Raw genomic sequence first — 22,392 nt, 5'->3', positions numbered from 1 at the left:
TCTGGGTGCCCGGGGCGGGATTCGAACCCGCACGCCCGCGGGGGCAGCGATTTTTAAGATCGCGGCGTCTGCCGTTCCGCCACCCGGGCTCGGGCCCGGCCGCGTGGACGGCGGCCGGGCCGGGCGGGTCAGTTGTTGGGGTGCGCGCCGCCAGCAGCCGTGAGCGCATCCATCAGCTGTCCGGCCAGGCCGCCGAGGCTGATGGCGTTGGCCGTGGTCATCGCGGACCGGGTCCAGTCGGTGAGCGGGGCGATCGCGGCGGCGGCAGTGTTCGCCGCGGCCTCGGTGGTGAACGCCGCGAGGGCGGGGCCGTCGTGGTGGGCGAGGAGCCACCGACGCTCGGACAGGGGGCTGATGTCGTCGGGGGCCTTGGCGATGCGGAGGCCGGGGGCGGGTTCGACGGCGGCCACGGTGACGGGCCCGGTCGAGGTGGCGATGGTGTAGGTGGTGGTCATCGTGCTCCTTGGATGTGGTGTGCTGGTGTTGCGGCCGCCCCTGTTACCGGCAGGGGCGGCCGTCCTGCGGGGGTGGGTCATGCGGTGGGCGGCGACTGGATGCCGAGCCGGTCGAGTACCGCGTGTAGGACCGTGCCGGGGTCGGCGTCCGGCTCGGACGCTGCGCCTTCCACGGCGTGCCAGGCGGCGCTGTACTCGTCCGGGGTGAGGACCCGGCGGCCGGTGTCAGCCGGGGCGGCAGACGACGAAGCGTCCCGGTTGACGAGGTACGCCTTGAACTCGGCAACAGCCTTCCGGTCGCCGTTGGTGAGTTGGGCGTTCGGGTTGTTGCCGCAGCGCGGGCCGACCGTGGCGGCCTCGTCGTGACGCGGGGTGGGCAGCACAGCCAGCAGGTCAGCGCCGCACGACGGATGGACGCAGATCCCCCCATCGGGCAGATCCTCCGCCGTCACCTCATGGAAGTCGGCATACCGGGAGGCGGGGGCGGGCTTGTGGTGGAGGCAGTGCAGGAGTCGACCTCGGTCCTGCTGGTAGCCGACTAGGCCAGTGGCGGCGAGGCGCTGCACCTCTCGGTCGGGGGCGATCTCAGTGGCTCCGCGCCAGGCGCCGGGCGGGGTGGGCGAGGTCATCGGTTGGCCTTTCGGTCGGTGTGGCGGGCAAGGGTGAGGAGCTGCCGGTCCGCGCGGCGCCGGTTCGGCCGGCGGGCGTGGGCCCAGGAGCCCATCAGCGGCGCGGTGATGCAGACCACGAGGGCGACGAACGCGATCAGCTCGAGCACGGCGGGCTCCTGGGTCGTTGGGGCGGGCGGGCGTTGGGGCGGGCTACGCGGCGGCCGGTGGGGCCTGTACGGGCGCGCGATCGGGCTCGGAACCGGGTGCGCGGGGCGGGTCCCCGAACGGGTACTGCGGCGGCAGGTTGTCGATGCCGGTCTCGAGTTCGATGGCGATGGCCATCCACTCGGAGGCTTGAACTGTTCCCGGGCGTTGTCCCGCGGCGACGTACAACGCCTCGAGGAGGCGGTCGGCGGCGGCGACGTCGGCGACGTTGATGTGGATCACGCGTTCTCCTTGGGTCGGCGGGCCCAGGCTTGGAGGCGGGCGTCGTGGCTAGGGATGGTGAGCTTGCGGCCGCGGGGGGTGGTGCAGCGCTGCTTGGGTGGGGCTCCGCACCAGGAGCAGCGGATGGCGTGCTCGGGGTGCTGCTCGCGGCTGTTCATGAGGCGGCCGTCTCCTCGAAGCCGTCGTTCGGCTGGATGACGGTGCCGGGTGGGAGAGCGGCGAGGGCGTTGGCGGAGGCTGCGCGGCGGCGCTCTATCTCCCGGGTGGTCTCGTCCGGGTCTGCTGGCGGGAGCCCGGCGGCGGCACGGCGGGCGTCTTCGAGGCGGGCGGGGTGGACGTCGGCGCGGTGGCGGCCGTTGGTGGTGCAGGTGCGGCCGGGGCGTGCGTGGCAGCGGGGGCAGGGGATGGCGAGGACGTTGACGACGCCTTCGCGGGGGCCGGAGAGGGCGTTACCAGCGGCGGCGAGGATGGCGCGGGCACGGCCGGTCGGCTGCGGCTCGGTGCTGCCGGGCGGGAGCGCGGGGACCGGCTGCGGCTCTGTGCGGCCGGAGGCGATGGCGCGGCGTTCGGCGAGGAGCGCGGCCCGGTATGAGGCGTGGTCGCCGAGGTCACCGGCCGGGGGCTCGGCTTCGGTGTGCCGGTCGAGACGGTCGTTGCGGGCCTTGCGGATCTCGGTGACGATCTCGCCGACGGAGACGAAGGCGTTCCCGGCGGCGATGTGGCGGGCGACGGCGGCGCGGGCTTCCTCGAGGGCGTAGGGGCTCAGGAGGTCGTGCCAGGCGTCGGCGGTGTACTCGTCGAACTTCTGCTGCGGGCACAGGGCCTTGACGTAGCGGGCGAGCATGACGGTCTCGTTGGGGTTCATGAGGTCTCCTGTTGCATGCGGGCCTGGGCGCGGGCCATGGCGCGGTCGAACATGTCGTCGCTCGCCTGCTGCTGGCGGTCGCGGAAGGGGACGACGGAGCCGCCGGGGGTGGGGCGGTGGGCGCGCTCGGACGCGTACTTCGCGGAGCGGCGGAGCCACTTCTTCCACTCCTCGGGCCAGTTGCGGCGGCGGCCGCCGTCGGCGCGGAAGTGGGAGAGGAACTGTTCGGTCTCGTAGTCGACGTCGAGGGCGTTGCCGAAGGTGGCGACTGCCCAGCGGCGCATGGCGTCGGTGAGTTCGAACCCGTCGTCGTCGATGGGGGCCGGGCCGGAAGGCCCGGGAAGCGCGAGCCGGGGCGCCCCCTCAGCCTTGGGCTCCGGCCTGTACCCCCCCTCTTCTACGGGGCTGGGGACAGGGGAAGGGGAAGGGGCAGGGGAATGCGCGCGTGATGCGCCCGCGTGCACCTGCGCGTCATGCGCGCCCGCGCCCGCGCGCGTAGAGCCTTCCCGACGCCCTTCGGCAGGGCTATCGGAGGGGGTTCCCGAAGGAGGTTCGGAAGGGGGTCGGTAACCCCCTCCAGAGGGGCCCGGCCCGGAGTCTCCGAACGCCTTCCGCAGGGTCGTCATGTGCTCGTACACCTGCGTGCGGATCGAGGGTCCTTCGCCGCTGCGGACCTTGGTCGGCTCGTCACTCAACTCGTCGAGCGGGATGCGGTCCATCTCCAGCACGAGTGCGTGCCGCAGCGCCTTGGACTCGATCTCCATGGCGCCGGAGACCATGGCGCCCATCACCTTCGGCTGCTTCCATACGCCGTCGTTCCGGACGAACGAGCGGATGAGCAGCTCCTCGGTGTCCTCGTCCATGACGATGAACCGGGCGGCGGCGAGCGCGGCGAGGTGCGACTCCAGTTCGGCCGCCGTGAGCCCCATGGCCTTGCGGGTCCATCGGCGCAGCGTGAGCGGCAGGAGCCCTGCGTGGTTCAGGTTGGGCTGGCTGATGAGGAACAGGTAGAGGCGCTGTTGCTGCTCGGTGAGCGCCAGGAAGTCCTCGTCCTCCCAGATGGAGGAAAGGATCCGGCCATGTCCACGTGCCATAGGGGGCTTCTTTCGGTCGCGCTCAGTCGGGGCCTGCGTCTTCGCGGTGCAGCGCTGGCCTGCACCGGCCATACCGGTGTGGGGCCCGGGGCGGTGGCGTGGGTGGACCGCCCCGGGCCGATCGGCGGCGTGGTCAGCTCAGGTCGGGGACGACGAGCCAGCCGGGTTCCGGGATCTCGTCCACGCCGAGCGACACGGCGGCCGCCCTCAACTGCTCGCCCCAGGCCACGTACTGCTCGCCGGTGGCGGTCTGCGGGGTGACGGTCTTGAACGCGCCGAGGTCGACCGCGGCGGACTGGGTGACGAGGAAAGTCATGTCCCGGTCGTAGTCGCCCGCTTGGAGGTGGCCGACGTCCGGGCACTGGTCCTTGACCTTGGCCAGTTCGGCGTCGATCCGGTCGGCGAGCTTCCACGCGGGGCCGTCGTCGGGGATGCGGATTCCGTAGGCGAAGTAGGTGGAGTGGTACATGCCCATCAGGTGGTGTCCTTCCTGGTGGCGACCGCGGACTGAGCGGCGTGGTACGCGTGCTGGTGGGAGCGGCGTTTGCCGGATGCGATGGCGCGCTCGTCGGCGACGCGGGACGCGGAGAGCGGGCTGAGCGTGGTCCAGGCGGCGGCCGGGAGCCCGGGGCCTGGTTGGGGCTCCAGGCGTCCGGCCATGGCGGCGGGGGTGTGGAGCGGGCAGCGGTGACCGATGACGTACCGGTGCACGTCGCGGACCGCGCGGCAGTAGCGGCGAGCCGAGCCATCCCAGTGGCGGCACTCGGGGAGCGCGGCCTCGAGCCGGGCCCGGCCGGTCACAGCGCCCTCGCCTTCCGGCCACGGCCGGTGCCGCGCCCGCGTCTGCGGAGGATGGCGCGCCGGTCGTCCTCGGTCAGCGCGCCCCATACGCCGCTCTCGATGCGGTGCTCGAGGGCCCACTGCCCGCAGATCTCCATGACCGGGCAGCGGTAGCAGACGGCCTTGGCCTCGTCGGCCTGTTCGCGAGCGGCGGCGTTGTTGCCGACGGGGAAGAAGAGCTCGGGGTCCTCACCCGCGCACGCTCCGTGCATCTGCCAGCGGTCATCGTCCGGGAGGAAGGCGAAGATCATGATGCGCTCTCCTCGCCGAAGATGGCGGCCAGCAAGGCGCGGGTCCGGGCGCGGCCCGGGCCGTCGTCTACGTGGCTTGGAGCCACGCAGCCGGGGCGCCCGCAGTCCGGCCGGCACCGGCCCTTGGGGTCGCGGCTGTGCCCGATGCGGTAGGCGATGAGGTAGGCGCTGTGGCGTTGGCCCTTGTAGCGGATGACGGGGACGCCGCTGTTCACGGTCCCGGTCCACAGCAGGTGGCCGCTGTCGGCGGGCTCGGTGTGGGCGTGCCAGGCGGCTTCGAGCGTGTTGTAGACCGGGCGGCCGGGCGGGTTCTGCGGCAGGCCGAGGGCGGCGCGGGCGCGGGCGATGGTCTTGGGGCAGGCGCCGAGCTGCTTGGCGATGGCGTTGTCCCGGTGTCCGGCGTGGAGGAGTTCGGCGATGTCGGCGCGGATCTTCACGGGGCCGCTCCTTCCTTCTTTGCCCGGCGCCGGGCTTGCGCGGCCCGGTTGCAGGCACGACACACCCGGTAATTGCCAGCCATGTATGTGTTGGCCGACGTGAATTCGTGGCCGTTCACGCAGTGCGTCCGGGGGTCGTAGGCGGACCGCCGCTCACGGGCACGAGCTGAGTTCTCGAAGGGCGTGACCGGTTCCAGGTGGGCAGGGTTCACACAGGCCCGGTTGTGGCACAGGTGGTCGAGCTGCATGCCCTGGGGGATGGGGCCGACCGTGGCCTCGTAGGCAGCTCGGTGGGCTGGTACGAAGCGCCCCTGGTTCATGTCATGGAATCGGCCGTATCCCCATCGGTCGCGCTTGCCTGTCCAGACGAGGCATTCGCCTTCCTGGCGGCTGCGGTTGCGGATGCGTTCCAGAACGGGGGCTCGATCTCCCTTGACTGGCATCAGGCATCACCGCCGCACGGTGCCCCGAGGTCGGGCCACTGGCACCCGGCGAGCGCACGCGAGTGAGTGGGCGGCACTTCGGCCAGCGCGTGGCCGAGGTGGTCCAGGAGCATCGAGAGGATCACGTACGCGTCGGCCTGGTCGTACCGGCCGGGCCCCTCGCACGGGATGCCGTACCGCTCCTGCACGGCGGTGCGGACCAGCCCCTTGACTTCGGGGGAGGTGAGCTTGCGGCCGGTCTCGAGGTGCTTGTGCCGGGCTTTGCCGGTGGCGTAGATGGTGCGGTTGTCCGGCGGGATGATGGCGTACGGGATGCCGCGCTTCCACAGGTCGTGGCGGACCATCCAGCGGGCAGCGGCCATCTCGTCGTGCCCGTTCTGGAGGGCGCTGCCGTACGACGGGCCTTCGATGGCCACGTAGTCGGCGTTCCGGTAGAAGGATGCGGCGGTCTTGACGATGTGGTTGAGGCGTTCCTCGGCGCGGCGGGTGCCGGTGCGGATGGTGTCGGTCCAGCCGGTGCCTGCGACGCCGGTGGTGCCGAGTGCGATGTCAAGGGCGATCACCAGAGGGGCGGGGCCCGCCCCGGCCGGAGCCGGGACGGGGCGCGCGGGCGCGGAGTCGAAGAGGGTCGGGGCGGTCACTGGGAGCCGCCCTTCCGGGCAGCCTGCCGGGCCTGCCACTCCTCCTCGGTCAGGTACACCTTCTCCTTGGGATCCTTCTTCGGCCTCCTGGGCTTCCCCGCGGACTGCTCACGCTGGTAGGCGTTTTCCGCTTCGGGGCACGGCGGGCACAGGGGCTCCTGGCGGTACCGGTGCTGCCTGGCGCCCTTGAAGGTGCCGTGCGCGATGGGCTTGCGCTGGCTGCCGCCGCGGGGCCGCTTGAGGCCGATGTCCTTGATGAGCTGGTCGAGTTGGGCGTCGGTGAGTTCAGGCACTGCGGCCCTCCTCGGTGGTGTGGGTGAGGTGGACGTCGCCGCGGTGCCGGGCTGCGTGCTCGCACCGGTACGAGCCATCCGGGCGTGGGAGCCACCGGGTGGTCATGTGGCCGCACGTCACGTCGTGGCAGGCTCGCCAGACGGTGCCGGGCGGCAGAGGCTGGAACTCGGCGGGAGGCTCGGCCGGGAGGGCGTACAGGGAACGGAGCCGGGTCTCCACCGCCCAGCCGAGGACGGCGACCGTGACCACGAGCGCGGCCACGGCGAGGCCGTTGATCGTGCTGCTCATGCCGTCACCTCGCCGGGCTTCGGGATCGCGAGGTTCCCGGCGCGGTCCACGGCCTCGCGGCACATGAAGTCGTTGGACGCCTGCACCGTGGCCAGCTGTCCGGCGAGGTCGCGGCGGGCTCGCTTGCACAGCTCCAGCTCGCGCAGGAGGTCGGCGCGGCCGGCGGCTACAGCGCGGGCGATCTCGGCGTCCTTCTCCTTCAGCTGCTGGTGCGCGGTCTCGACGGCGCGCTCGGCGGTCTGGGCGCGCTCGCGCACGCGGTGGAGCCGGGCGCGGAGGTCGGCGTTCTCCTCGCGGAGGCAGCGGGTGCGGAACCACATCAGCGGTCACCCGCCTTCGCCTGGTGCGGGATGAGTGGCCACTCCGGCGCGCAGTACGCTTCCGGGTCGCTCTTGCGCAGGTGCTCTTGGAGCGAGGCGGCTTGCTCGGCGGCCCATCCGATCTGCGCGGTATGCAGCTCATCGAGCGTCATAGCGGCCAGCCGCTCGTACTGCGTTCCCTGCCTCCACGCGACCCGGCAGGCAGCGATAGCATCCGCGTCGGCCGAGTGCGCGCCGTCCAGCCGTACCTGGTAGTGCTGGCATAGATGGGTGAGCGTCCGCCGCCCCTTGCGGTAGCGGGCGACCTGCTTGTCGATCACGTACGGATCGACCACCCGCAGGTCGCCGCCGACGCGTTCGGTCAGCGGGGTCATGCCGTATCGGCGGGCCTCGCGGTCCAGCACGGTCACGTCGTAGCGGGCGTTCATCGCTACGACCGGCACGCAGGACAGCACCACCTGTGACAGGGCGGCGAGCAGGGTCTCGACGACCTCGCGTAGGTCGGTTCCCTCGGCGCGGGCCCGCTCGGTGGTGATGCCGTGGATGTGCGCGGCCTCGGCGGGGATCTCCTCGCCGTCCACGTCGGACAGCCAGTTCGCCGTCTGGGCGGGATGGTTGCCGCCGACCTGGACGACGCACGCGGTGACGATGCGCGCGGTCTCGGGGTCGGGGCCGGTGGTCTCCAGGTCGTAGCCGCACAGGCGGCCAAGGTGCCAGCTCATCGGCGGGCCCCCGATCCAGGCTGGGCCGCCACCGGCCAGTGCGTGGACTGCCGCTCGCCCGGCTCCTCATCGATGACCTCAGCCTCGTACGCGCCGTCCGCATCCGGGCCCGGCTCCGCCTCGGCCCTGGTCTCGGCATCCTTCTCCGCCGCGATCGCCATCAGCTGCTTCGACAGCGGGTCAGTCCCCTTGTGGTGCACAGCGCCCGCGGCCTGAGCCTCCATCCACAGGTCGCGCACGTCATCGGACGTCAGCGCCCCCTTGGCATCGGCGATCCAGTCCCGGCCCTTCGGGGCCTCGATCGCGGCCACGGCTTGACCGCCACCCGCAGGGTCAAGGGCGACCGCGGCCGTCATCGGCCCGGCCAGCGCCTGCCTCGGGGTCACGCCCCGAAGCTCGACCACGACGACAGGGAACTTCTTCGTCTCGCCGTTCGCGACGCGCTGTCGCGGCTCGATTCGCAACGTCACGGGCACGAACCCGTCGCCGCGTGTCCCGGCGAGGACCATGTCCACCATGCCGCCCCACTCCGAGGCGGCGTAGAAGCTGTGGGTTTCGGCCCGCCACATGCCCATGCCGGACAGGTCCGGGAGCATCACGTTCAATCGGGAGGTGGCAGAGCAGACGGTGCCCTTCTTCTGGTGGTGCCAGTCCTCGCCGAACCGGGCCGCGCAGATGCACGGCTGGCGGGTCAGCAGCTCGGTCTCACCGTCGCAACGGCGCTGGCATCCCCCCTTGGACCACATCTCGTTGTACTGGTTCAGCGGGTCACCGGGGGTGATCAGGGCCTCGATCGCCGGGGCCTTGGTGATGACCCGCCACTGGCTGATGCTGGAGTTCAGCGGCGTCCACTGCTCCGGCTCACCGCCCCACAGATCGGCGGCGCGCCGGACGTGCTCCTCGGCGTGGGAGGTGATGACCCAGGTCGCGGAGCGGACGGGCCGGTTGCCTTGGGTGTAGCCGGTGCGCAGGCGGCCGTGTTCGGCGGTCCGGCGTTGAATGTTGAGGAGTCGGGAGCCCATGGTCAGGCTGCCTTTCGGATCGGGCGCGCGGGGGCGGCGAGCGCGGGGTACGAGGAGGGAGCGGCATGCAGCCAGCGGGTGGTCTCCAGCGCGCCGCGGAACGCGCGGTGCGCGTCACGGCCGGCGGGCATCGGCACCAGGGCGTGGCTCTTGGCGCGAAGGTTGAGGACACCGGTCCGTTCAATGCGGGGCATTGGGGCGTCGGTGTCGTCAGGGAGGAGAACGGTCTCGCAGTAGCGCAGCGCGGCGAGCTGGAGTGTGTTCTCCGGGTAGACGCTCTTGGCCGGGCGGGTGGCACTCGACTTGTAGTCGATCAGCCACAACTCCATGCGCCCGCCGGGCCCGGTGGGCAGCCAGATCAGCAGGTCCGCGGTCCCGGCGTAGCCGAGGCGCCGGTGGAGACAGGTGATCTCGGTGGCCTCGACGTGCTCGGCCAGGTCCACTCCCCATGAGGCGAGCCACACGTCGAGCTGGGCGACGTACGGCAGTACCTCCGGATCGTCCGCGATCGGGGCGCCGAGGACCCGGGCCTCCGCAGCGGCGTGGACCCGGTCGCCGAGGTCGGCGGCCCGTTCCTTGGCCTCACGGTGGATCGCCTTGAGTTCCTTTGTGAGGGCGACGCGCTCGGCGAGCATGCGGCGGCCGATCGCAGCCCAGTTGTTGAAGGTGTACTCGACTGTGAGCTTCACGCCCCATGGGATGAGGGCGTGGGACTTGTTCACGGCGGTGTCGATGACGTTGGTGACGGAGACGAGGTCGGGTCCCCCGGCGGGGTCGCTGTAGTAGCGGCCCCGCTCGGTGTCCCGGGCGTGCTTGGGACTGGTCACCCGCGCCCTCCAGCGATCTTGTTGGTGAGGCGGGTGATGAGGCCGCGCCTGCGGGGCTGGTGGTCGAAGAGGGCCCGGTCCCGGGCGGTGCCGATGCTGGGGGCGCGACCGGTGCGGTCGGCGGGGCGCCAGAAGCCGCTGTCGGAGAAGGAGTCACGGCGCTTCACTCGTCGGCCTCCTCGTCGTACGCGGCGGCGACGGTGAGCGCGGTCACGACGTAGCCAGACCAGTCCTGGAACTCGCCGTTGACGTGGAGGGTCAGGTCCTGGACGCCGTCGTCCTCGTCGGTCCAGGCGATCTCGGCGTTGGGGTCCTCGCGACGGACGAGCGTCTCGCAGTGCTCGCGGGCGGCCTCGCGGGTGACGTAGTGGCCGAAGGTGATGGACTCGTGCGACGCCCGGTAGACCGTCAGCTCGGCGGGCTGGCCGGTCGTCTCCCCGGCGGGCTCGGCCTTGTCGGCCATGGCGAACAGCTGCTCGGCCGCGCCCTCTCTGCCCGGGGCGCACCCGTCGCAGTGTGGCCGGGCGAGGACGGCGGCTGCCGCCTCGCGCAGCACCTCGCCGTCACGGGCGGCGTCGCCCTCGGTCCACCGGCGGTGCATCCGGTCCCGGCACGGCACGCAGATCACCGGAGTCTCACGGCCCGCGCCGAGCCGAACGAACGCGACACCCGGAGCACCGAGCTTGGTCGGGCACGTCGCGCACTGCTCCGGCACCACATACCGCTTGACCGGGCGCAGCCACCAGAACCGAAACGGCACCTCGTCGAGGGCGAAGTCGACGGTGATCGAACGTCCGTCGTCGGCCAGCTTGCTGGCGTGCAGCACGGCGAGCGGCTCCATCAGCCGGTATGCCTGCGCCTCCGACTGAGCGTTGATCTCGGCGTGCGCACCCCACACGCCGTCGGTGGTGGCGATCTCCCAGTGGGCGGTGGGCGGGAGCCAGTCGGCTCCGTCGAGGGCGGCGATGGCGGCCGCTACGGTGAAGACGTTCACGCGGCCACACCCCCATCGGCGGCACGCTGCGCGGGCAGCCACCCGGCGCGGTCGCCTGGCAGCATCTGCTGAGCCAGCCGCGCGGCCTGGGCGTCCGTGAGCCGGATCGTGTAGCCCAGCTGCTCGACGAGTTGCTCGACGGCCAGCGACTCCGGGGCGTGCCCGTCGTATTGCCGGGCGGTGCCGCGCTCGTCGGCGATCTCCAGCAGGGTGTAGAGGTGGTTGTCGATGAGGTCCACGACCATGTCCGTGACGTACGGCTCCAGGTCGAGCACGCCCCCCGACGGGTGGCGGCGGTAGTAGAGGGGGCTCGTGCGGGTCACGGCCGGGCGGAAGAGGCGCGCGAGGGCGCGGCGGATCCGGATCATCGGTGGTCTCCAGAGGGAAGAGCGCGGCCAGCGACGGCGGCCGAGGAGAGGGAGACGCGGAGGCCCGCGCACGGGTCGGTCGGCTCGGGCCGGGGCGGGCGCGTCCAGGCGTTGACGCCCGCGCAGATCGCCAGCCAGGCCAGGAACCCGGCGGTGAAGAGGGCGAGGAACATCACGGCCGCTCACCACCCGGGAGCGCAAGCGTCCGGCGCAGCTTCGCCACAGCGGCCATTGCCGCCGAAGTAACGGCCGCCGAGGGCAGCAGCTCGGCCTCCGCGCGCTCCGTCGGCACGTACGGCACCGGCTCGTCATCGAGCGGCATGACGTACGGCAAGCTCACGCCGAGCACCTCGGCGACCATCTCCATGGCCCCGTACCACCCGGCCTCGTGGGACAGGTCGTTCGGCAAGCCGCGCTCGCGCCGAGGCTCCGTCGGGAGGAGAGCGCGGAGCGCGGTCTCCACCTGCTCCAGCTCGGCGACCTTGCTCCGCAGCCGCTTCAACGCGGCCGCCGTCTCGGGCGACTGCAACAGCCCCCGGTCCTCCAGCGCCTGAGCCGCCTCCGTCGCCGGATCACCCAGCGCCGACCGGCCGCACTCCCACGCGGCAACGATCGTGTTCCGTGCGGCCCGCACCCGCGCCGCCGCGCTCACGCCGACACCGCGGCAGTGGACTCGACGGGCCGGATCTCCATGCCCTTCCGCTCCGCCCACGCCCGGGCGCTGCGCTCGTCAGTCCGGTCGCAGTGCTCGATGAAGTCGACGTAGCCGTACGCGTGGTACCGCATCGGCCCGAATACCAGGTCCGCGCTGGCGTTGCCCTCCGCGCTGTAGACCACGGTCAGGCCGTGCTCAGCGGCGAACGCCTCCACGGCCGCGTTCGTGTGCAGCGGCAGCAGGAACCGCTGGTCGATCGACGGGACCGGCAAGGAGGGTGTGGCCTCCATGAAGTCCGCCAAGGCCCGGAGTCCGGCCACGTAGGCGGCGCGCTTCTCATCGGGCTGGGTCTGCGAAGATGTGCTCACGGTGGAGCCTCCTTCTTGATCAGGTTGTGAGGTGAAGCCGTGTCGGGTCCGTCCCGGGCTTGGTCGTTGCGGGGCGGGCCCTCATGTGTTGATCAGGTGTTGGCCAGGCGTCGGCCACGCCGTTGGCGGCCGTTCCCGCCGCCCCTGCTTGGTCGCTTCTGCGGCTCGTGGGTCTGCGCGATCAGGTCGCGGATGTGCTGGGCGGTCCAGACCGGGTTCCGCCCGAGGTAACCGCCCGGGATCATCTGGCTACGCAGCGCCCTTTTCAGCCACTGAGGCTTCGCCCCCGTGTACTGGCTGACCTCCTCCGCCGAGTACAGGCGGTCGTCGTGCAGCGGAGGGAGCGCAACTACGGCCGGGGGGCCGTGTTCGTTGCCTGTCATCACGGGTCCTCCCTGGTGATGGCTTGGTGATGGACGTCTAGGGCTTTCGCGATGAGGAGCAGGGTCGAGAGGGACGCGCCGCGTCTGCCGCGCTCGAGCCGGGAGAGGTAGCCCCTATCGAGGCCCGTCCTTCGTTCGAGTTCACGCAGGCCGCCGAGCTTGACCCTTCGCAGTTCGCGGATCGCGACTCCGTTGGCCTTCATTGAGCCATACATTAGGCATTTATTGGGCACATGGCAAGCCCCTGGGCGCCTTCGTTGACCTTTCGATGGCCACTACTGGTCTCCAGAGGGCGCGGAACGGCGTGAGTGGCAACCATCAGGGAGTCGGCCAAAGCCCAACAGCAGGCCAAAAGGCCGGAAGGGGATGTACAGGGTTGCCTAGCCGTGGGGCATCATGTGCCCATGGAGAGCCGACGCGACTGGACGCGCCTAGGGCGAGCGATCCGCAGCGCCCGCGAGGAGCTCGGGATGACGCAGGCCGCCCTGGCGAAGGCTGCCGGTGTGGCGCGCCAGACCCTCCGCAGCCTGGAGGCCGGCGAGGACCGAGGCCGCATCCCCCCATCCCTAGGCAAAGTGGAGAGTGCTCTCGGCTGGCCGAGCGGCCACGCGATGCGCACCCTCGAAGGCCGGGACGAGCCGCCAGCCCCTCCCGCCCAGACACGCCCTCCGTACGAAGGCATGCCGCTCCGCGTCATCAAGGAGCTGACTGACGGCCAGGTCCTCGACAGTGAGGTCGTAGACCTGACCAAGCCCGGATCCAGCTCGCGACTCGTGGTCGTCTATATGAGCGATGCCCCGGCTGCGGAGATGGACCCAGAGCAGTTGCGGGCGGAGATTGAGGAGTGGACACGCGTCCAGCGGGCCATGCGTCGGATCGCGGAGAATGAACCGCCGAACGTGAACGAGGCATAGAGCGGGCTCAACCTTTTCCGGACGGGAGTCTCCACATATCCCCCGCAGGTGTGGCAGGGTGCTGGTACCTGTGAGGGGGGCCACCGTGACAGGTGATATGAGGGGGCGGCTACATGCTCGTGCGCATGGTGAGGGTGCCTCGCCTGCCCGGCGGCGTGACTGCCATTTGGGATGACCAGCCTGACGGTCTTGTCATCTGGGTTCAGGAGGACACAGTTTCAGAGAGTGCCGCTCGAATGATGGAGCAGCTCTGCAACGTGGCCGTCTACTACTGGCGGCGACGTACGGTCGCCGACGCTCACCTTCGGGCCGTCTGATCTCATCCCGGCACATCCCCCACACCTCGCCCGTCATTGGGCGTCGGGTGCCGTACCCGACCAGCACGTGAGGTGACTCATGGCGTACGCAGAGCGGCGCGGCAAGGGGAAGCATCCCTGGCGTGCCCGGTACAAACTCCCGGATGGCTCGCTCGGCAGCGAGCCCGGGTTTCGAACGAAGAAGCAGGCGGAGGAGTGGGGTGAGGAGCAGGAAGCCGCGATCCGGCAGGGTCGGTGGCAGGATCCGAAGCGGGCCCGGACGCCGTTCAGGGAGTTCGCACCCCTCTGGATGGAGGCGCAGAAGGTCGCCCCCGCGACCGTGATCAAGCGCAAACGTCTGCTCACCCGGCATCTGTTGCCCGGATTTGGCGACCTGCCGCTGTGTGAGATCAACGTGTTCGTCGCCCGAGCGTGGGGCAACAAGCAGACCTGTGCACAGTCGACGGTCAATCAAGCGCTCACGCTGCTGAGCATGATCCTTACCGGCGCGGCTGACGCCGGCTATCTACTGGCCAATCCGATGTACGGGCGGCGGCGGCAGTCAGAGCGCGCCGAGCACGACATCACCCAGCAGCACGGCACGGTGGAGCACGCTGAGGACGACGAAGAGGTCTGGGCTCAGCCCGAGGAGATCTTCCAGCTGTACCAGCGGCTCGGCGGGGTGGCCGGCCTGATGGTGGTAACCACGGCCTACACCGGTCTGCGATGGGGCGAGCTGGCGGGGCTGCACCGGAGCAACGTTCTGCTGAAGCGGCAGGACACGCTGCATCAGCGGCCCTTCGAGCGCACGGTGTTGCGCGTGGATCCGAAGGTCGGCGCCCTCCATGAGGTGGAGTTCGAGCTGGACGCCGAGGATCTCGAAGCGTGGCACGCTGCGGAGGACGCGCGGCTGGAGGAGTGCCGGGCAAAGGGCTGGAAGGCCAACCGACGGAAAGAGGCCAAGTCACAGGTGAAGCTCTACCTGGGGCCGCCGAAGAACAGGACGTCGGCGCGCGAGGTGGACCTACCGCCGTTCCTGGTGCGGCTGCTGGAAAAGCACCTCGCCGATTGGCCGCACGAGTACATCTTCTCGACCCCGGCCGGGAAGTGGTGGCGCCGGGGCAACTTCACCCGCCAGCAGCTGCGCCCGGCCGCGGACGGCCGCTCGGCTCTGGAGCGGAAACGCGGCTGCGCTGGCCGTGAGAAGTGGGAGCCGATCCTGCCCGGGTTCACGATGCGGGGCGGCCGGCACACGGCCGACACCTGGATGAAGGAAGACCGCATCGACCGCGCGCTGCGATTCCAGGCTCAGGGCTGGGCGGTCGGCGACATCGAGGGTGTGTACGAGCACGTGACGCCGCAGATGCGTAAGGAGAGGCTGGACGCTCTGGATGCGCGTTGGCGTCGCAGTCGTCGGCAGATCCTCCGCGTCGCAAGCTGAGCGTCTCCCGGGAAGTTGATCTCCCGTTTCGCTCCCATTCGGGTGCACAAGAGCCCCGTACCGATCTTGGTACGGGGCTCGTTGCCTGGTCAGGCGGGGTGGGCGCAGACGGGTTCGAACCGCCGACATCTGCCTTGTAAGGGCAGCGCTCTACCGCTGAGCTATGCGCCCGGGAGCGAAAGGTCAGCCTACAGTGTCCCCGGGCCGGGGCCGCAATCCCGGTTCGGGCCGGACCGGCCGTACCGAGACCCGCCACACGCGAACCGCCCGACCGCTGTGCACGTCAGTGACGGGTGGGAGAATGACATCCGGGCCTACGGGCGATCCATGGCGATCCCATGGGCGATCCATTGGGAGAGGGAAGTGGCGGCGACACCTGGTGGCGGGGGCGGGCGGCGTTGGTTCGGGGGCCGTGGAGAGAGTCAGCGGGCCGAGGCCCAGGCGGCGAAGGACGCTGCCGCGGCGGCGTTCTATGAGCTGGACACCGCCCAGCGCGATCTGCGGATCTCGATAGAGACGATCACCGCGGTGGACGACTCCCCCGCCGCCCGCCGGACCGCGGCCGACTTCGCCGCGCTCGGGCAGCGGATCGACCAGGTCAGCCATGACTACATCACCGCTGTCGACGCCCATGATCTCGACCGTGACGGTCTCGACGGGGCCACCGCCGCCCGTGCGCGGATGGAGCTGACCCGGGCCAAGGACGAGCTGCTGCGCACCAAGGCCGATCTCGACCGGTTCGCGCAGGGGCTCGGAGCGCTGTTGCAGCAGGCCGAGACGCAGCTCGCGCGGCTGGCGCCCGCGGTGGAGCGGGCGCGACAGGCGCTGCTCGCCGCCACCAACGCGCTGGACGCCGTACGGGCCTCCGGTCTGCGGGCGGACGATCTCGCGGCGCGGCTGGCCGCCCTCTCGCCCGAGCTGACCAAGCTCAATCAAGGCGCCGGGCAGCACGGTGTGCAGAACACCATCCGGCGCGCCGACGATGTGCTGCGCACGGCGGAGGCCGTCCGCGGCGAGGCCGAGCGGCTGCCGGAGCGGGCCGCCGAGATCGACCGCAGGCTGGTGTCCCTGCGGACCCGTGCCCAGGCGATCACCACGCGGGCCGCCGGGGTCGAGCCCGTCCTCAGCGAGTTGCGCCGCCGCTACAGCGCCGCCTGCTGGCAGGACCTCCAGCCCGTTCCCGCGCAGGCCGGGCGAGATGTCGCCCTGGCCGAGGAGAAGCTCAAGGAGGCGCAGACGGCCCGCGAGGAGCAGCGCTGGCCGGACGCCACCGCGCTGCTCGCCACCGTGCGGGCGCTGCTGAACACCACCGACGAGGCCGTCTCCGCCGCCGGCGACCGGCTGCGGCGGCTCGACGAGGTGTCCTTCGACCACCGGAAGGAGGTCGAGCGCACCCGCTTCGCCATCCGCGACGCCCAGCGGCTGGCCATGGCCGGGCGCAGCACCCCCGATCCGCGCCATGCGCGCCCGCTGGATGACGCGGTGGGGCGGCTGGAGCGCGCCGTCGAGGGGCTCGAGGGGCGGCACCCCGACTGGTGGCACTTCCTGTCCGAGACCGAGGCGGTACGGCAGACGGTCGCCCGGGTGGTGCAGGAGATCCGCGACGAGCGCGGGGGCGGGGCCGGGGCCGGGCACTGACCGCCCCGGGCCGCCGCGACGAGCCGCGGGGGCGGGACGGGGGCCGGGCCGCCCCGGCCCGATGGTTCGCTTCACCGCCCTGACCTGGCCTTCGCTGGCTATGCTCCTGCCATGCCTCGCTATGAGTACCGATGCCGTTCCTGCGGCACCACCTTCGAGCTGAACCGGCCCATGGCCGAGTCCTCGGCACCCGCGTCCTGCCCCGAGGGGCACGACGACACCGTGAAGCTGCTGTCGACCGTGGCCGTCACCGGCACCGCCGGTTCCTCCGGTGCCTCCGCCGCCGCGCCGCCCCGGCCGCAGGGTGGCGGTGGCGGGTGCTGCGGGGGTGGGTGCTGCGGCTGAGGTTGAGCGGATCCGGCGGGGGGCGGATGCTGGGAGGTACCTGCGTACCTGCGTGGGTGCGGTACGGCCCCGCGGGTACGGCCTCGACGGCGATGCCGAGGTCCGGCGAAGCGAAGGAGGCCGGAGATGGCTACGGGCCGCCCCTCCCCCATCGGCGCACACCCCGCGGGAATCGCGCGGCATTTCCCCGAGCGGGTCGGTGGGCACACCACACTCGACGAGCATCTGCCCGTCGATCACCGGCTGAGCCAGGTCTACCGCGTGGGGGCCGGGCTCACCGGGCTCGTCCTGGTCGCCTTCGGCATCCTCGGCCTGGTCAACAAGATCGGGTTCTTTGCCACCGGTGACAACACGGTCGCCGGGCTCAACACCAACGGCTCGCTGAGCGTGCTGTCCATCGCCATCGGGCTGTTGCTGTTCGTCGGCATGGTCATCGGCGGCAATTTCGCCTCCACGCTCAATATCGTGCTCGGGGTCCTCTTCCTGCTGAGCGGGTTCGTCAATCTCGCCCTGCTGGAGACCGACTTCAACTTCCTGGCGTTCCGCCTCCAGAACGTGCTGTTCAGCTTTGTGGTCGGGCTGATGCTGATGTGGTTCGGCATGTACGGGCGCGTCAGCAGCAAGCTGCCGCACGACAATCCGTACTGGCGGTCCCGCCACCCCGACCTGGCCGAACGCGAGGACCGGGCCCATGCGGCCGCCGCCGCCCGCCTCCGCGCCGTGGAGCGCGCCGGTGGGGGGACGGCGGAGTCGGCCGAGTCCGAGGAGCCGGGCAAACGGGCCGGTCAGCCGCCCGGGAAGTGGGGCAAGCTGGACCGGCCCGGTGAACCCGGGGGGAAGGGCGAGGACGAGGGCCGGGGCGGCTCGCGCTCCGGCCAACCGCCGGGTAAGTGGGGCAAGCACGATCAACCCGGCAAGGCAGCCCCGCCCCGGGAAGGGGAGAAGGCAGCCCCGCCCCCGGAGCGGCCGGACGCCCAGGAACCGCCCCCGCGCCGCCGGCGGCACCGGCGGCTGCGCGACCGGTTCAGCCGCGGCGGCGGGCCAGAGTGAGCCCGTCCGCGACCGTCAGCATGATCGCTTCCATCCGGTCGTCCGCGGCCACATGATCGTTGAACGTCCGGATCGCGGCGCCCGCGCCGGTCGTCGCCGGGTCGGTGACGTCCCCGTTGTAGAAGACGTTGTCCGCGACGATCACCCCGCCGGGGTTCAGCCGCGGCACCAACTCCTCCCAGTAGTCGACATAGCTCGCCTTGTCCGCGTCGAGGTAGACGAAGTCGATATGCGGCTCGGCGGGCATCGCCCGCAGCGTCTCCAGCGCGGGCGCGATCCGCAGGTCGATACGGTCGGCGACACCCGCCTTCGCCCACGCCTCCCGCCCGTACGCGGTCCACTCCTCCGAGACATCGCAGGCGATCAGCTTGCCGTCGGCGGGCAGCGCCTGCGCCATGGCCAGCGCGGAGAAACCCGTGAAGGTGCCGACCTCGACGATGTGGCGGGCGCCGGTCAGCCGGACCAGGAACGCCAGCAGCGGGCCCTGCTCCTCGGCCGACTGCATTCCGGCGTACTCGGGCAGCCGGGCGTGCGTGACCTCGACGAGCTCACGCTGCACGGGGTCGAGCTGCGGATTGTGCCGCAGCATGTACTCATACAGCTCGGACGTGATCGGAGTGCTCTTGCTCTTGGCCACGGGTCCCCCTTCGTTTCTTCGCTCAACTGCCCAGAAAACGCAGTACAGCCAGGACCCGGCGACTGTAACCCGAGCTGCCGGGGAGTTCGAGCCTGCCGAAGATCGCGTTGATGTGCTTCTCGACGGCGCGCTGCGCGAGACACGCGGCCGTCCGGCGTCCAGACCGCCCTCGGCGGCCTGACCCGGAACTGCGTCTTCGTGCCGGCTGATCAGCCCCGGCCGCGGGAAACCGCGCGGATGACCTCGCTGCGCGCCCGCGCCCAGGTGACCGAGGCACGCTCGGACAGGGCGCGGATGATGGCCTCGCCCGCCGCCACGCCCCGCTCCTCGAGCGCGGTCACCTCCGGCGCGGACCAGCCCGCATCGGCCAGTTCGCCGTGGCCCGGACGCCAGCCGCGGTCGGCGGCCAGCAGCAGATCGGTGTCCAGCAGCGAATCACCGGCGGCGAGTACCTCGTCCGCCCCGGTACGCCGCTTGATCTCGGCCACCGCCGCGCTCTTGGTGAGCGGCTTCGGTACGGCGTAGAGCTTGCGGCCCTGGAGGGAGACGGTCCAGCCGCGCGGTTCCGCCCACTCCGTCAGCTCCTTGACGTAGTCCGCGGGCAGTTGGTCCCGTTCGACCACGAGATAGGCGAACAGGTCGTCCGCCACCCGCTCCTTGAGCAGCCAGCCGGCGTCGGCGGTGGCGCTGAGGTGGGCGGTGATCTCGCCGAGCGGGGCGCATTCGCCGTCGAGGCGGGCCCGCACACTCGTGTGCCACTCGGGGTCGGACTCGCCGTCGATCAGCAGATGACCGCCGTTGGCGCAGACCGCGAAGCGGGACGGCGGGCCGGGGAGGCGGACCCGGCGGTACTGCTCGGGGGTGCGGGTCGTGGTCGGTACGAAGACCGAGGTGCGGGCCAGCTCGGCGAGCAGCCCGGCCGCGGTCTCGGTCATGTACGACAGCGGCTTGCCCTCGTACACCTCGACGCACATCAGCCGCGGGGCCTCGGCGTCCGGCATGTCCAGGCCGAGCGCGGCCGCCGAATAGATCAGGGTGCGATCGAGGTCACTCGCCACCACAACACTCATCGCGCGTCCGCCGTTCTTCTCTCGACCACGTTCTCGTCGTTCTTGTCTGTTGGGTTGTTTTCAGCCAGGTGGCTGTCAGGCGTAGTGTGGCCGACCGCGCCGTCATCGGCTGTGACGTGGACCGCTTTGCCGTCCGCTCCGATGGCGCCGCGGGTGTAGCGCGGATGGATCAGCCCGACGCAGGTGTAGGGCAGATCGTCGGCCTCCTCCACCGGTACGCCGCGCTGTTCGGCCAGCAGCCGTACGTGGTCCAGGTCCGCGCCCGCGCCGCGCTTGGCGAGGATCTTCCACGGGACGCGGCGCAGCAGCACCCGGGTGGTCTCGCCGACGCCCGGCTTGACCAGGTTGACGTCGTGGATGCCGTACTCCTCGCTGATCCGCTCGACGGCGGCCCAGCCCTCCCACGTCGGGGTGCGGTCGGCGGCGGCGAGCTGCTTGACGTCGGCCGCGACGTCCTCGGCGACCGCGTCGAAGTGGGCGGCGACGGCGTCCAGGAAGTGCCCGGAGACATCGGATTCGGCCAGTTCCCGGTAGAACTTCGCGCCGTGGAAGTCATCCGGCCCGACCAGGTCGGCGCGGAGCACGGTGCGCGATATCAGCCCGGAAACGGTGGAGTTGAGGCAGGCGGAGGGGACGAGGAAGTCGTCCCGGGTGCCGTAGGTCTCGACACAGCGGCCCGGGTCGGCGAGGACGGCGATCCGCGGGTCGATGTCCGGATACGGGGCGACGGCGTCCGCCAGCTCGCGGGTGATCGCGCCCTTGCCGGTCCAGCCGTCGACGAAGACGATGTCGGACGGGTCGTGATGGTCCGCCAGCCAGCGCAGCGCCGCGGTGTCGATACCGCGGCCGCGCACGATGGAGATCGCGTAGTGCGGCAGATCGAGTCCGTGCGCATGCCGCGCCCAGCGGCGCATCAGCACGCCGACCGGGGTTCCGGCGCGGGCCAGCGAGACCAGCACGGGGCGGGGTGAGCGTTCGGCGAGCACGGTCTCGGTGACGGTGCCGACGGCGCGCGCGATCCGGGCGGCCGAGGCGGTCAGCGCGGCCCGGAACAGCGCCTGGTACTCCTCGCTCGGCTGGTACTCCTGGGGCAGCGACTCGGCGTAGTGCGCACCGCCGCTCTGGATCGCCTCCTCGCGCTCCTCGGTGGGGGCCTCCAGCGTGACGTGCGAGAAGTCCTGGAGCAGCCAGCCGACGTCGTCGGGGGCGTAGGAGGAGAAGTCGGGTCCGCGCAGGGGTTCCTGGGGTGGTGGGGGCATACCGGGGGCCTGTCGTTCGGTGCGGGGGACGGGGGTTGGGGAGGAAGGCTCAGAGGGCGCGGCGGGCACATGGGACGGGACGACGGCGAGCAGCACCCGGTCGGTGTGCGGCGCCAGCCGGGCGAGCAGCCCGTCGGGGGCGTGCAGCGCGGGGGTGTCGGCGGCCGAGTCGACGACGGCGACGACCGCGTCGAAACGCCGTGCGGGGTCGCCGCCGGGCGCCACGTTGTACGCGAAGCGCGGGCCGGAGCCGTCGGCGGGGCCGTCATGGGCGGGGAACGCGATCCGGGTGCGGATGGCGTAGCCGGGGTCGTCGACGGCGAGCACGGGTGAGCGCGTGGTGGTCGAGTAGCGCACCTCGGCCCCGTCGAGGGCGTCCTCCAGCGCCTCGGCGAGCCGCAGCGGTGCGTACATCAGCTCCTCGAAGCCGAGGACGAGGACCCGGGGGCGGCTGCCGTCGCCCGGCGTCGGCAGCGCCGCGGCGATCCGGGACGCCATGCCGGGAAGCGCCGCCTCCAGCCGGGCGCGGTGGGCGGGGGTGAAGCCGTGCCGGCCGCCGTCGGGCAGCCCCCCGGGCCAGCCCAGCTCGACGCGGACGGCGGCGGGCGCCACGGACGGGTCGGCGGGCTGGCGGGCGGGCTCGTGGACGGGCTGGTGGACGGGCTCGTGGACGGGCTCGTGCTCATGCTCGGCCACCAGCCGCTGTCCGCGCTCGAGGACGCCCTCGGGGAGGTGGACCGTGCCCGTGGCAGCGGCGATCAGGTCCACCCGGGCGCCGAGTTCGGCCGTGAACGCGTCCAGCCGGGCGCGGTCCTCGGCGGAGCGCATATCGACCAGGGCGACGACCACATAGTGGTCGCGGGGGAAGCGCCGGTGGAGGGCGGCGATGGTGTTGAGCACCGTACGGCCGGTCGAGAACTCGTCGTCCACCAGGACCAGCGGACCGTCACCGCCCAGCAGCCCCGGGTCCTCCGGCAGCAGCAGATGGGAGGTGGCGTGGCTGTGCTCCTCCTCGAAGCCGCCGACGGTCGCGACGCCGTCGACCGGGCGGCGGGTGGAGTGCAGATACGGCGCGAGGGCGAGGCCGTCCGCGACGCTGTGCCCCAGACCGGTGGCGGTCTCGGCGTATCCGAGCACCACCGCGCGGGCCGCGGCCTCCTCGCCCAGCAGCTCCCGGACCCGGCGGCCGAGCCGTACACCCGCGCCGTGGACCGCGGCGGGGCGCTGCGGGACATGCTTGCCGAGCACGTTCGACACCAGCAGATGGGCGCGCTTGGGGTTGCGCCGCAGCGCCAGCCCCAGCAGCCCGGTCAGCTCCTCGCCGCCGTCGAGCCGTACCCCCAGCCGGTCCGCGACCCACTGTCCCGACCACACCACGCCGTACGCCTCGTCTCTCTCGATCATTCCCACATTCTTC

The 22,392-nt window shown here is 71.6% G+C and carries 34 protein-coding genes, 2 tRNA genes and 2 pseudogenes; 5 read left to right on the top strand and 33 right to left on the bottom strand.

What is annotated here, in order from left to right; translation table 11 throughout:
* Positions 1–6: 6 nt before the first annotated feature.
* From JK363_RS26275 to JK363_RS26140, 28 genes are all read right to left on the bottom strand, one after another.
* Positions 7–89, bottom strand: a tRNA-Leu gene (locus JK363_RS26275).
* A gap of 39 nt (positions 90–128) precedes the next feature.
* Positions 129–455 carry a hypothetical protein gene (locus JK363_RS26270; protein WP_201877800.1) on the bottom strand — a complete coding sequence of 109 codons (327 nt, stop codon included), beginning with the start codon at positions 453–455 and terminating at the stop codon, positions 129–131.
* Positions 456–532: 77 nt separating this feature from the next.
* A complete protein-coding gene (locus JK363_RS26265) occupies positions 533–1,084 on the bottom strand; it encodes a hypothetical protein (protein WP_201877799.1) in 552 nt (183 codons plus the stop codon).
* The gene (locus JK363_RS26260; protein WP_201877798.1) at positions 1,081–1,233 is read right to left on the bottom strand and encodes a hypothetical protein; all 153 of its coding nucleotides are present in this window, start codon (positions 1,231–1,233) and stop codon (positions 1,081–1,083) included. Before JK363_RS26260 ends, JK363_RS26265 begins: the two co-directional genes overlap by 4 nt.
* Positions 1,234–1,276: 43 nt before the next feature.
* A complete protein-coding gene (locus JK363_RS26255; protein WP_201877797.1) occupies positions 1,277–1,513 on the bottom strand; it encodes a hypothetical protein in 237 nt (78 codons plus the stop codon).
* Entirely contained in the window at positions 1,510–1,671 is a 162-nt protein-coding gene (locus JK363_RS26250; RefSeq protein ID WP_201877796.1) for a zinc finger domain-containing protein, read from the bottom strand. The genes JK363_RS26255 and JK363_RS26250 overlap by 4 nt, the downstream gene beginning before the upstream one ends.
* Entirely contained in the window at positions 1,668–2,378 is a 711-nt protein-coding gene (locus tag JK363_RS26245; RefSeq protein ID WP_201877795.1) for a zinc finger domain-containing protein, read from the bottom strand. Before JK363_RS26245 ends, JK363_RS26250 begins: the two co-directional genes overlap by 4 nt.
* Positions 2,375–3,472 (bottom strand): hypothetical protein, encoded by a 1,098-nt coding sequence (locus JK363_RS26240; protein ID WP_201877794.1) that lies wholly within the window; start codon positions 3,470–3,472, stop codon positions 2,375–2,377. The genes JK363_RS26245 and JK363_RS26240 overlap by 4 nt, the downstream gene beginning before the upstream one ends.
* A 133-nt stretch (positions 3,473–3,605) precedes the next feature.
* On the bottom strand, positions 3,606–3,947 hold the full coding sequence (locus tag JK363_RS26235) for a hypothetical protein (RefSeq protein ID WP_201877793.1): 342 nt from the start codon (positions 3,945–3,947) through the stop codon (positions 3,606–3,608).
* Complete coding sequence (locus JK363_RS26230; protein WP_201877792.1) at positions 3,947–4,273, bottom strand: hypothetical protein; 327 nt, start codon at positions 4,271–4,273, stop codon at positions 3,947–3,949. Before JK363_RS26230 ends, JK363_RS26235 begins: the two co-directional genes overlap by 1 nt.
* Positions 4,270–4,563: a WhiB family transcriptional regulator gene (locus tag JK363_RS26225; RefSeq protein ID WP_372444849.1), complete on the bottom strand. Its 294-nt coding sequence runs from the start codon at positions 4,561–4,563 to the stop codon at positions 4,270–4,272. Before JK363_RS26225 ends, JK363_RS26230 begins: the two co-directional genes overlap by 4 nt.
* Positions 4,560–5,000: a hypothetical protein gene (locus JK363_RS26220; protein WP_201877791.1), complete on the bottom strand. Its 441-nt coding sequence runs from the start codon at positions 4,998–5,000 to the stop codon at positions 4,560–4,562. The genes JK363_RS26225 and JK363_RS26220 overlap by 4 nt, the downstream gene beginning before the upstream one ends.
* Complete coding sequence (locus JK363_RS44745; RefSeq protein ID WP_372444852.1) at positions 4,997–5,320, bottom strand: HNH endonuclease signature motif containing protein; 324 nt, start codon at positions 5,318–5,320, stop codon at positions 4,997–4,999. The genes JK363_RS26220 and JK363_RS44745 overlap by 4 nt, the downstream gene beginning before the upstream one ends.
* A 122-nt stretch (positions 5,321–5,442) precedes the next feature.
* Complete coding sequence (locus JK363_RS26210) at positions 5,443–6,084, bottom strand: hypothetical protein (protein ID WP_307821871.1); 642 nt, start codon at positions 6,082–6,084, stop codon at positions 5,443–5,445.
* Positions 6,081–6,377 carry a hypothetical protein gene (locus JK363_RS26205; RefSeq protein WP_201877789.1) on the bottom strand — a complete coding sequence of 99 codons (297 nt, stop codon included), beginning with the start codon at positions 6,375–6,377 and terminating at the stop codon, positions 6,081–6,083. The genes JK363_RS26210 and JK363_RS26205 overlap by 4 nt, the downstream gene beginning before the upstream one ends.
* On the bottom strand, positions 6,370–6,666 hold the full coding sequence (locus tag JK363_RS26200; RefSeq protein ID WP_201877788.1) for a hypothetical protein: 297 nt from the start codon (positions 6,664–6,666) through the stop codon (positions 6,370–6,372). The genes JK363_RS26205 and JK363_RS26200 overlap by 8 nt, the downstream gene beginning before the upstream one ends.
* Positions 6,663–6,986, bottom strand: a complete 324-nt coding sequence (locus tag JK363_RS26195) for a hypothetical protein (RefSeq protein WP_201877787.1) — start codon at positions 6,984–6,986, stop codon at positions 6,663–6,665. The genes JK363_RS26200 and JK363_RS26195 overlap by 4 nt, the downstream gene beginning before the upstream one ends.
* Positions 6,986–7,708: an exonuclease domain-containing protein gene (locus tag JK363_RS26190; RefSeq protein ID WP_201877786.1), complete on the bottom strand. Its 723-nt coding sequence runs from the start codon at positions 7,706–7,708 to the stop codon at positions 6,986–6,988. Before JK363_RS26190 ends, JK363_RS26195 begins: the two co-directional genes overlap by 1 nt.
* On the bottom strand, positions 7,705–8,730 hold the full coding sequence (locus JK363_RS26185; RefSeq protein WP_236076113.1) for a recombination directionality factor: 1,026 nt from the start codon (positions 8,728–8,730) through the stop codon (positions 7,705–7,707). The genes JK363_RS26190 and JK363_RS26185 overlap by 4 nt, the downstream gene beginning before the upstream one ends.
* A gap of 2 nt (positions 8,731–8,732) precedes the next feature.
* The gene (locus JK363_RS26180; protein WP_201877785.1) at positions 8,733–9,557 is read right to left on the bottom strand and encodes a hypothetical protein; all 825 of its coding nucleotides are present in this window, start codon (positions 9,555–9,557) and stop codon (positions 8,733–8,735) included.
* Positions 9,554–9,724: a hypothetical protein gene (locus JK363_RS26175; protein WP_201877784.1), complete on the bottom strand. Its 171-nt coding sequence runs from the start codon at positions 9,722–9,724 to the stop codon at positions 9,554–9,556. Before JK363_RS26175 ends, JK363_RS26180 begins: the two co-directional genes overlap by 4 nt.
* Positions 9,721–10,551 carry a hypothetical protein gene (locus JK363_RS26170; RefSeq protein WP_201877783.1) on the bottom strand — a complete coding sequence of 277 codons (831 nt, stop codon included), beginning with the start codon at positions 10,549–10,551 and terminating at the stop codon, positions 9,721–9,723. The genes JK363_RS26175 and JK363_RS26170 overlap by 4 nt, the downstream gene beginning before the upstream one ends.
* Positions 10,548–10,919 carry a hypothetical protein gene (locus JK363_RS26165; RefSeq protein ID WP_201877782.1) on the bottom strand — a complete coding sequence of 124 codons (372 nt, stop codon included), beginning with the start codon at positions 10,917–10,919 and terminating at the stop codon, positions 10,548–10,550. The genes JK363_RS26170 and JK363_RS26165 overlap by 4 nt, the downstream gene beginning before the upstream one ends.
* Positions 10,916–11,092: a hypothetical protein gene (locus tag JK363_RS26160; protein ID WP_201877781.1), complete on the bottom strand. Its 177-nt coding sequence runs from the start codon at positions 11,090–11,092 to the stop codon at positions 10,916–10,918. The genes JK363_RS26165 and JK363_RS26160 overlap by 4 nt, the downstream gene beginning before the upstream one ends.
* The gene (locus tag JK363_RS26155; RefSeq protein ID WP_201877780.1) at positions 11,092–11,571 is read right to left on the bottom strand and encodes a hypothetical protein; all 480 of its coding nucleotides are present in this window, start codon (positions 11,569–11,571) and stop codon (positions 11,092–11,094) included. Before JK363_RS26155 ends, JK363_RS26160 begins: the two co-directional genes overlap by 1 nt.
* Positions 11,568–11,942 carry a hypothetical protein gene (locus JK363_RS26150; protein ID WP_201877779.1) on the bottom strand — a complete coding sequence of 125 codons (375 nt, stop codon included), beginning with the start codon at positions 11,940–11,942 and terminating at the stop codon, positions 11,568–11,570. The genes JK363_RS26155 and JK363_RS26150 overlap by 4 nt, the downstream gene beginning before the upstream one ends.
* 92 nt (positions 11,943–12,034) lie before the next feature.
* On the bottom strand, positions 12,035–12,325 hold the full coding sequence (locus JK363_RS26145) for a hypothetical protein (RefSeq protein WP_201877778.1): 291 nt from the start codon (positions 12,323–12,325) through the stop codon (positions 12,035–12,037).
* Entirely contained in the window at positions 12,325–12,528 is a 204-nt protein-coding gene (locus tag JK363_RS26140; protein ID WP_201877777.1) for a helix-turn-helix domain-containing protein, read from the bottom strand. The genes JK363_RS26145 and JK363_RS26140 overlap by 1 nt, the downstream gene beginning before the upstream one ends.
* A gap of 201 nt (positions 12,529–12,729) precedes the next feature.
* On the opposite strand from JK363_RS26140, the gene JK363_RS26135 reads away from it, so the two are divergent.
* Both JK363_RS26135 and JK363_RS26130 read left to right on the top strand, forming a co-directional pair.
* The gene (locus tag JK363_RS26135; protein WP_201877776.1) at positions 12,730–13,239 is read left to right on the top strand and encodes a helix-turn-helix domain-containing protein; all 510 of its coding nucleotides are present in this window, start codon (positions 12,730–12,732) and stop codon (positions 13,237–13,239) included.
* Positions 13,240–13,635: 396 nt separating this feature from the next.
* The gene (locus JK363_RS26130) at positions 13,636–14,976 is read left to right on the top strand and encodes an N-terminal phage integrase SAM-like domain-containing protein (RefSeq protein WP_201877775.1); all 1,341 of its coding nucleotides are present in this window, start codon (positions 13,636–13,638) and stop codon (positions 14,974–14,976) included.
* Positions 14,977–15,075: 99 nt separating this feature from the next.
* On the opposite strand, the gene JK363_RS26125 is transcribed toward JK363_RS26130, so the two are convergent.
* Positions 15,076–15,147: transfer RNA gene (locus tag JK363_RS26125), tRNA-Val, on the bottom strand.
* 192 nt (positions 15,148–15,339) lie between these two features.
* On the opposite strand from JK363_RS26125, the gene JK363_RS26120 reads away from it, so the two are divergent.
* The 3 genes and pseudogenes from JK363_RS26120 to JK363_RS42760 all read left to right on the top strand — a co-directional run.
* Positions 15,340–16,614, top strand: coding sequence for a hypothetical protein (locus tag JK363_RS26120; protein ID WP_372444848.1), 1,275 nt, complete (start codon positions 15,340–15,342; stop codon positions 16,612–16,614).
* A 111-nt stretch (positions 16,615–16,725) separates the two neighbouring features.
* Positions 16,726–16,959, top strand: a complete 234-nt coding sequence (locus JK363_RS26115) for an FmdB family zinc ribbon protein (RefSeq protein WP_201877773.1) — start codon at positions 16,726–16,728, stop codon at positions 16,957–16,959.
* A gap of 126 nt (positions 16,960–17,085) precedes the next feature.
* A pseudogene (locus JK363_RS42760) lies at positions 17,086–17,646 on the top strand (DUF4383 domain-containing protein); the annotation flags it as partial.
* A 337-nt stretch (positions 17,647–17,983) separates the two neighbouring features.
* On the opposite strand, the gene JK363_RS26105 reads toward JK363_RS42760, so the two are convergent.
* The 4 genes and pseudogenes from JK363_RS26105 to JK363_RS26095 form a co-directional block, all read right to left on the bottom strand.
* On the bottom strand, positions 17,984–18,598 hold the full coding sequence (locus tag JK363_RS26105) for an O-methyltransferase (RefSeq protein ID WP_201877902.1): 615 nt from the start codon (positions 18,596–18,598) through the stop codon (positions 17,984–17,986).
* Positions 18,599–18,668: 70 nt separating this feature from the next.
* Positions 18,669–18,785, bottom strand: a pseudogene (locus tag JK363_RS42755) (DNA-binding response regulator); the annotation flags it as partial.
* A gap of 70 nt (positions 18,786–18,855) precedes the next feature.
* Complete coding sequence (locus JK363_RS26100; protein WP_201877771.1) at positions 18,856–19,716, bottom strand: HAD family hydrolase; 861 nt, start codon at positions 19,714–19,716, stop codon at positions 18,856–18,858.
* A complete protein-coding gene (locus tag JK363_RS26095) occupies positions 19,713–22,379 on the bottom strand; it encodes a phosphoribosyltransferase (RefSeq protein WP_201877770.1) in 2,667 nt (888 codons plus the stop codon). The genes JK363_RS26100 and JK363_RS26095 overlap by 4 nt, the downstream gene beginning before the upstream one ends.
* Positions 22,380–22,392 lie beyond the last annotated feature (13 nt).

Origin of the sequence: Streptomyces coffeae (assembly GCF_016741875.1) — a bacterium.
Classification (GTDB): Bacteria; Actinomycetota; Actinomycetes; order Streptomycetales; family Streptomycetaceae; genus Streptomyces; species Streptomyces coffeae.
This window is presented reverse-complemented; position numbering and strand designations above follow the sequence as displayed.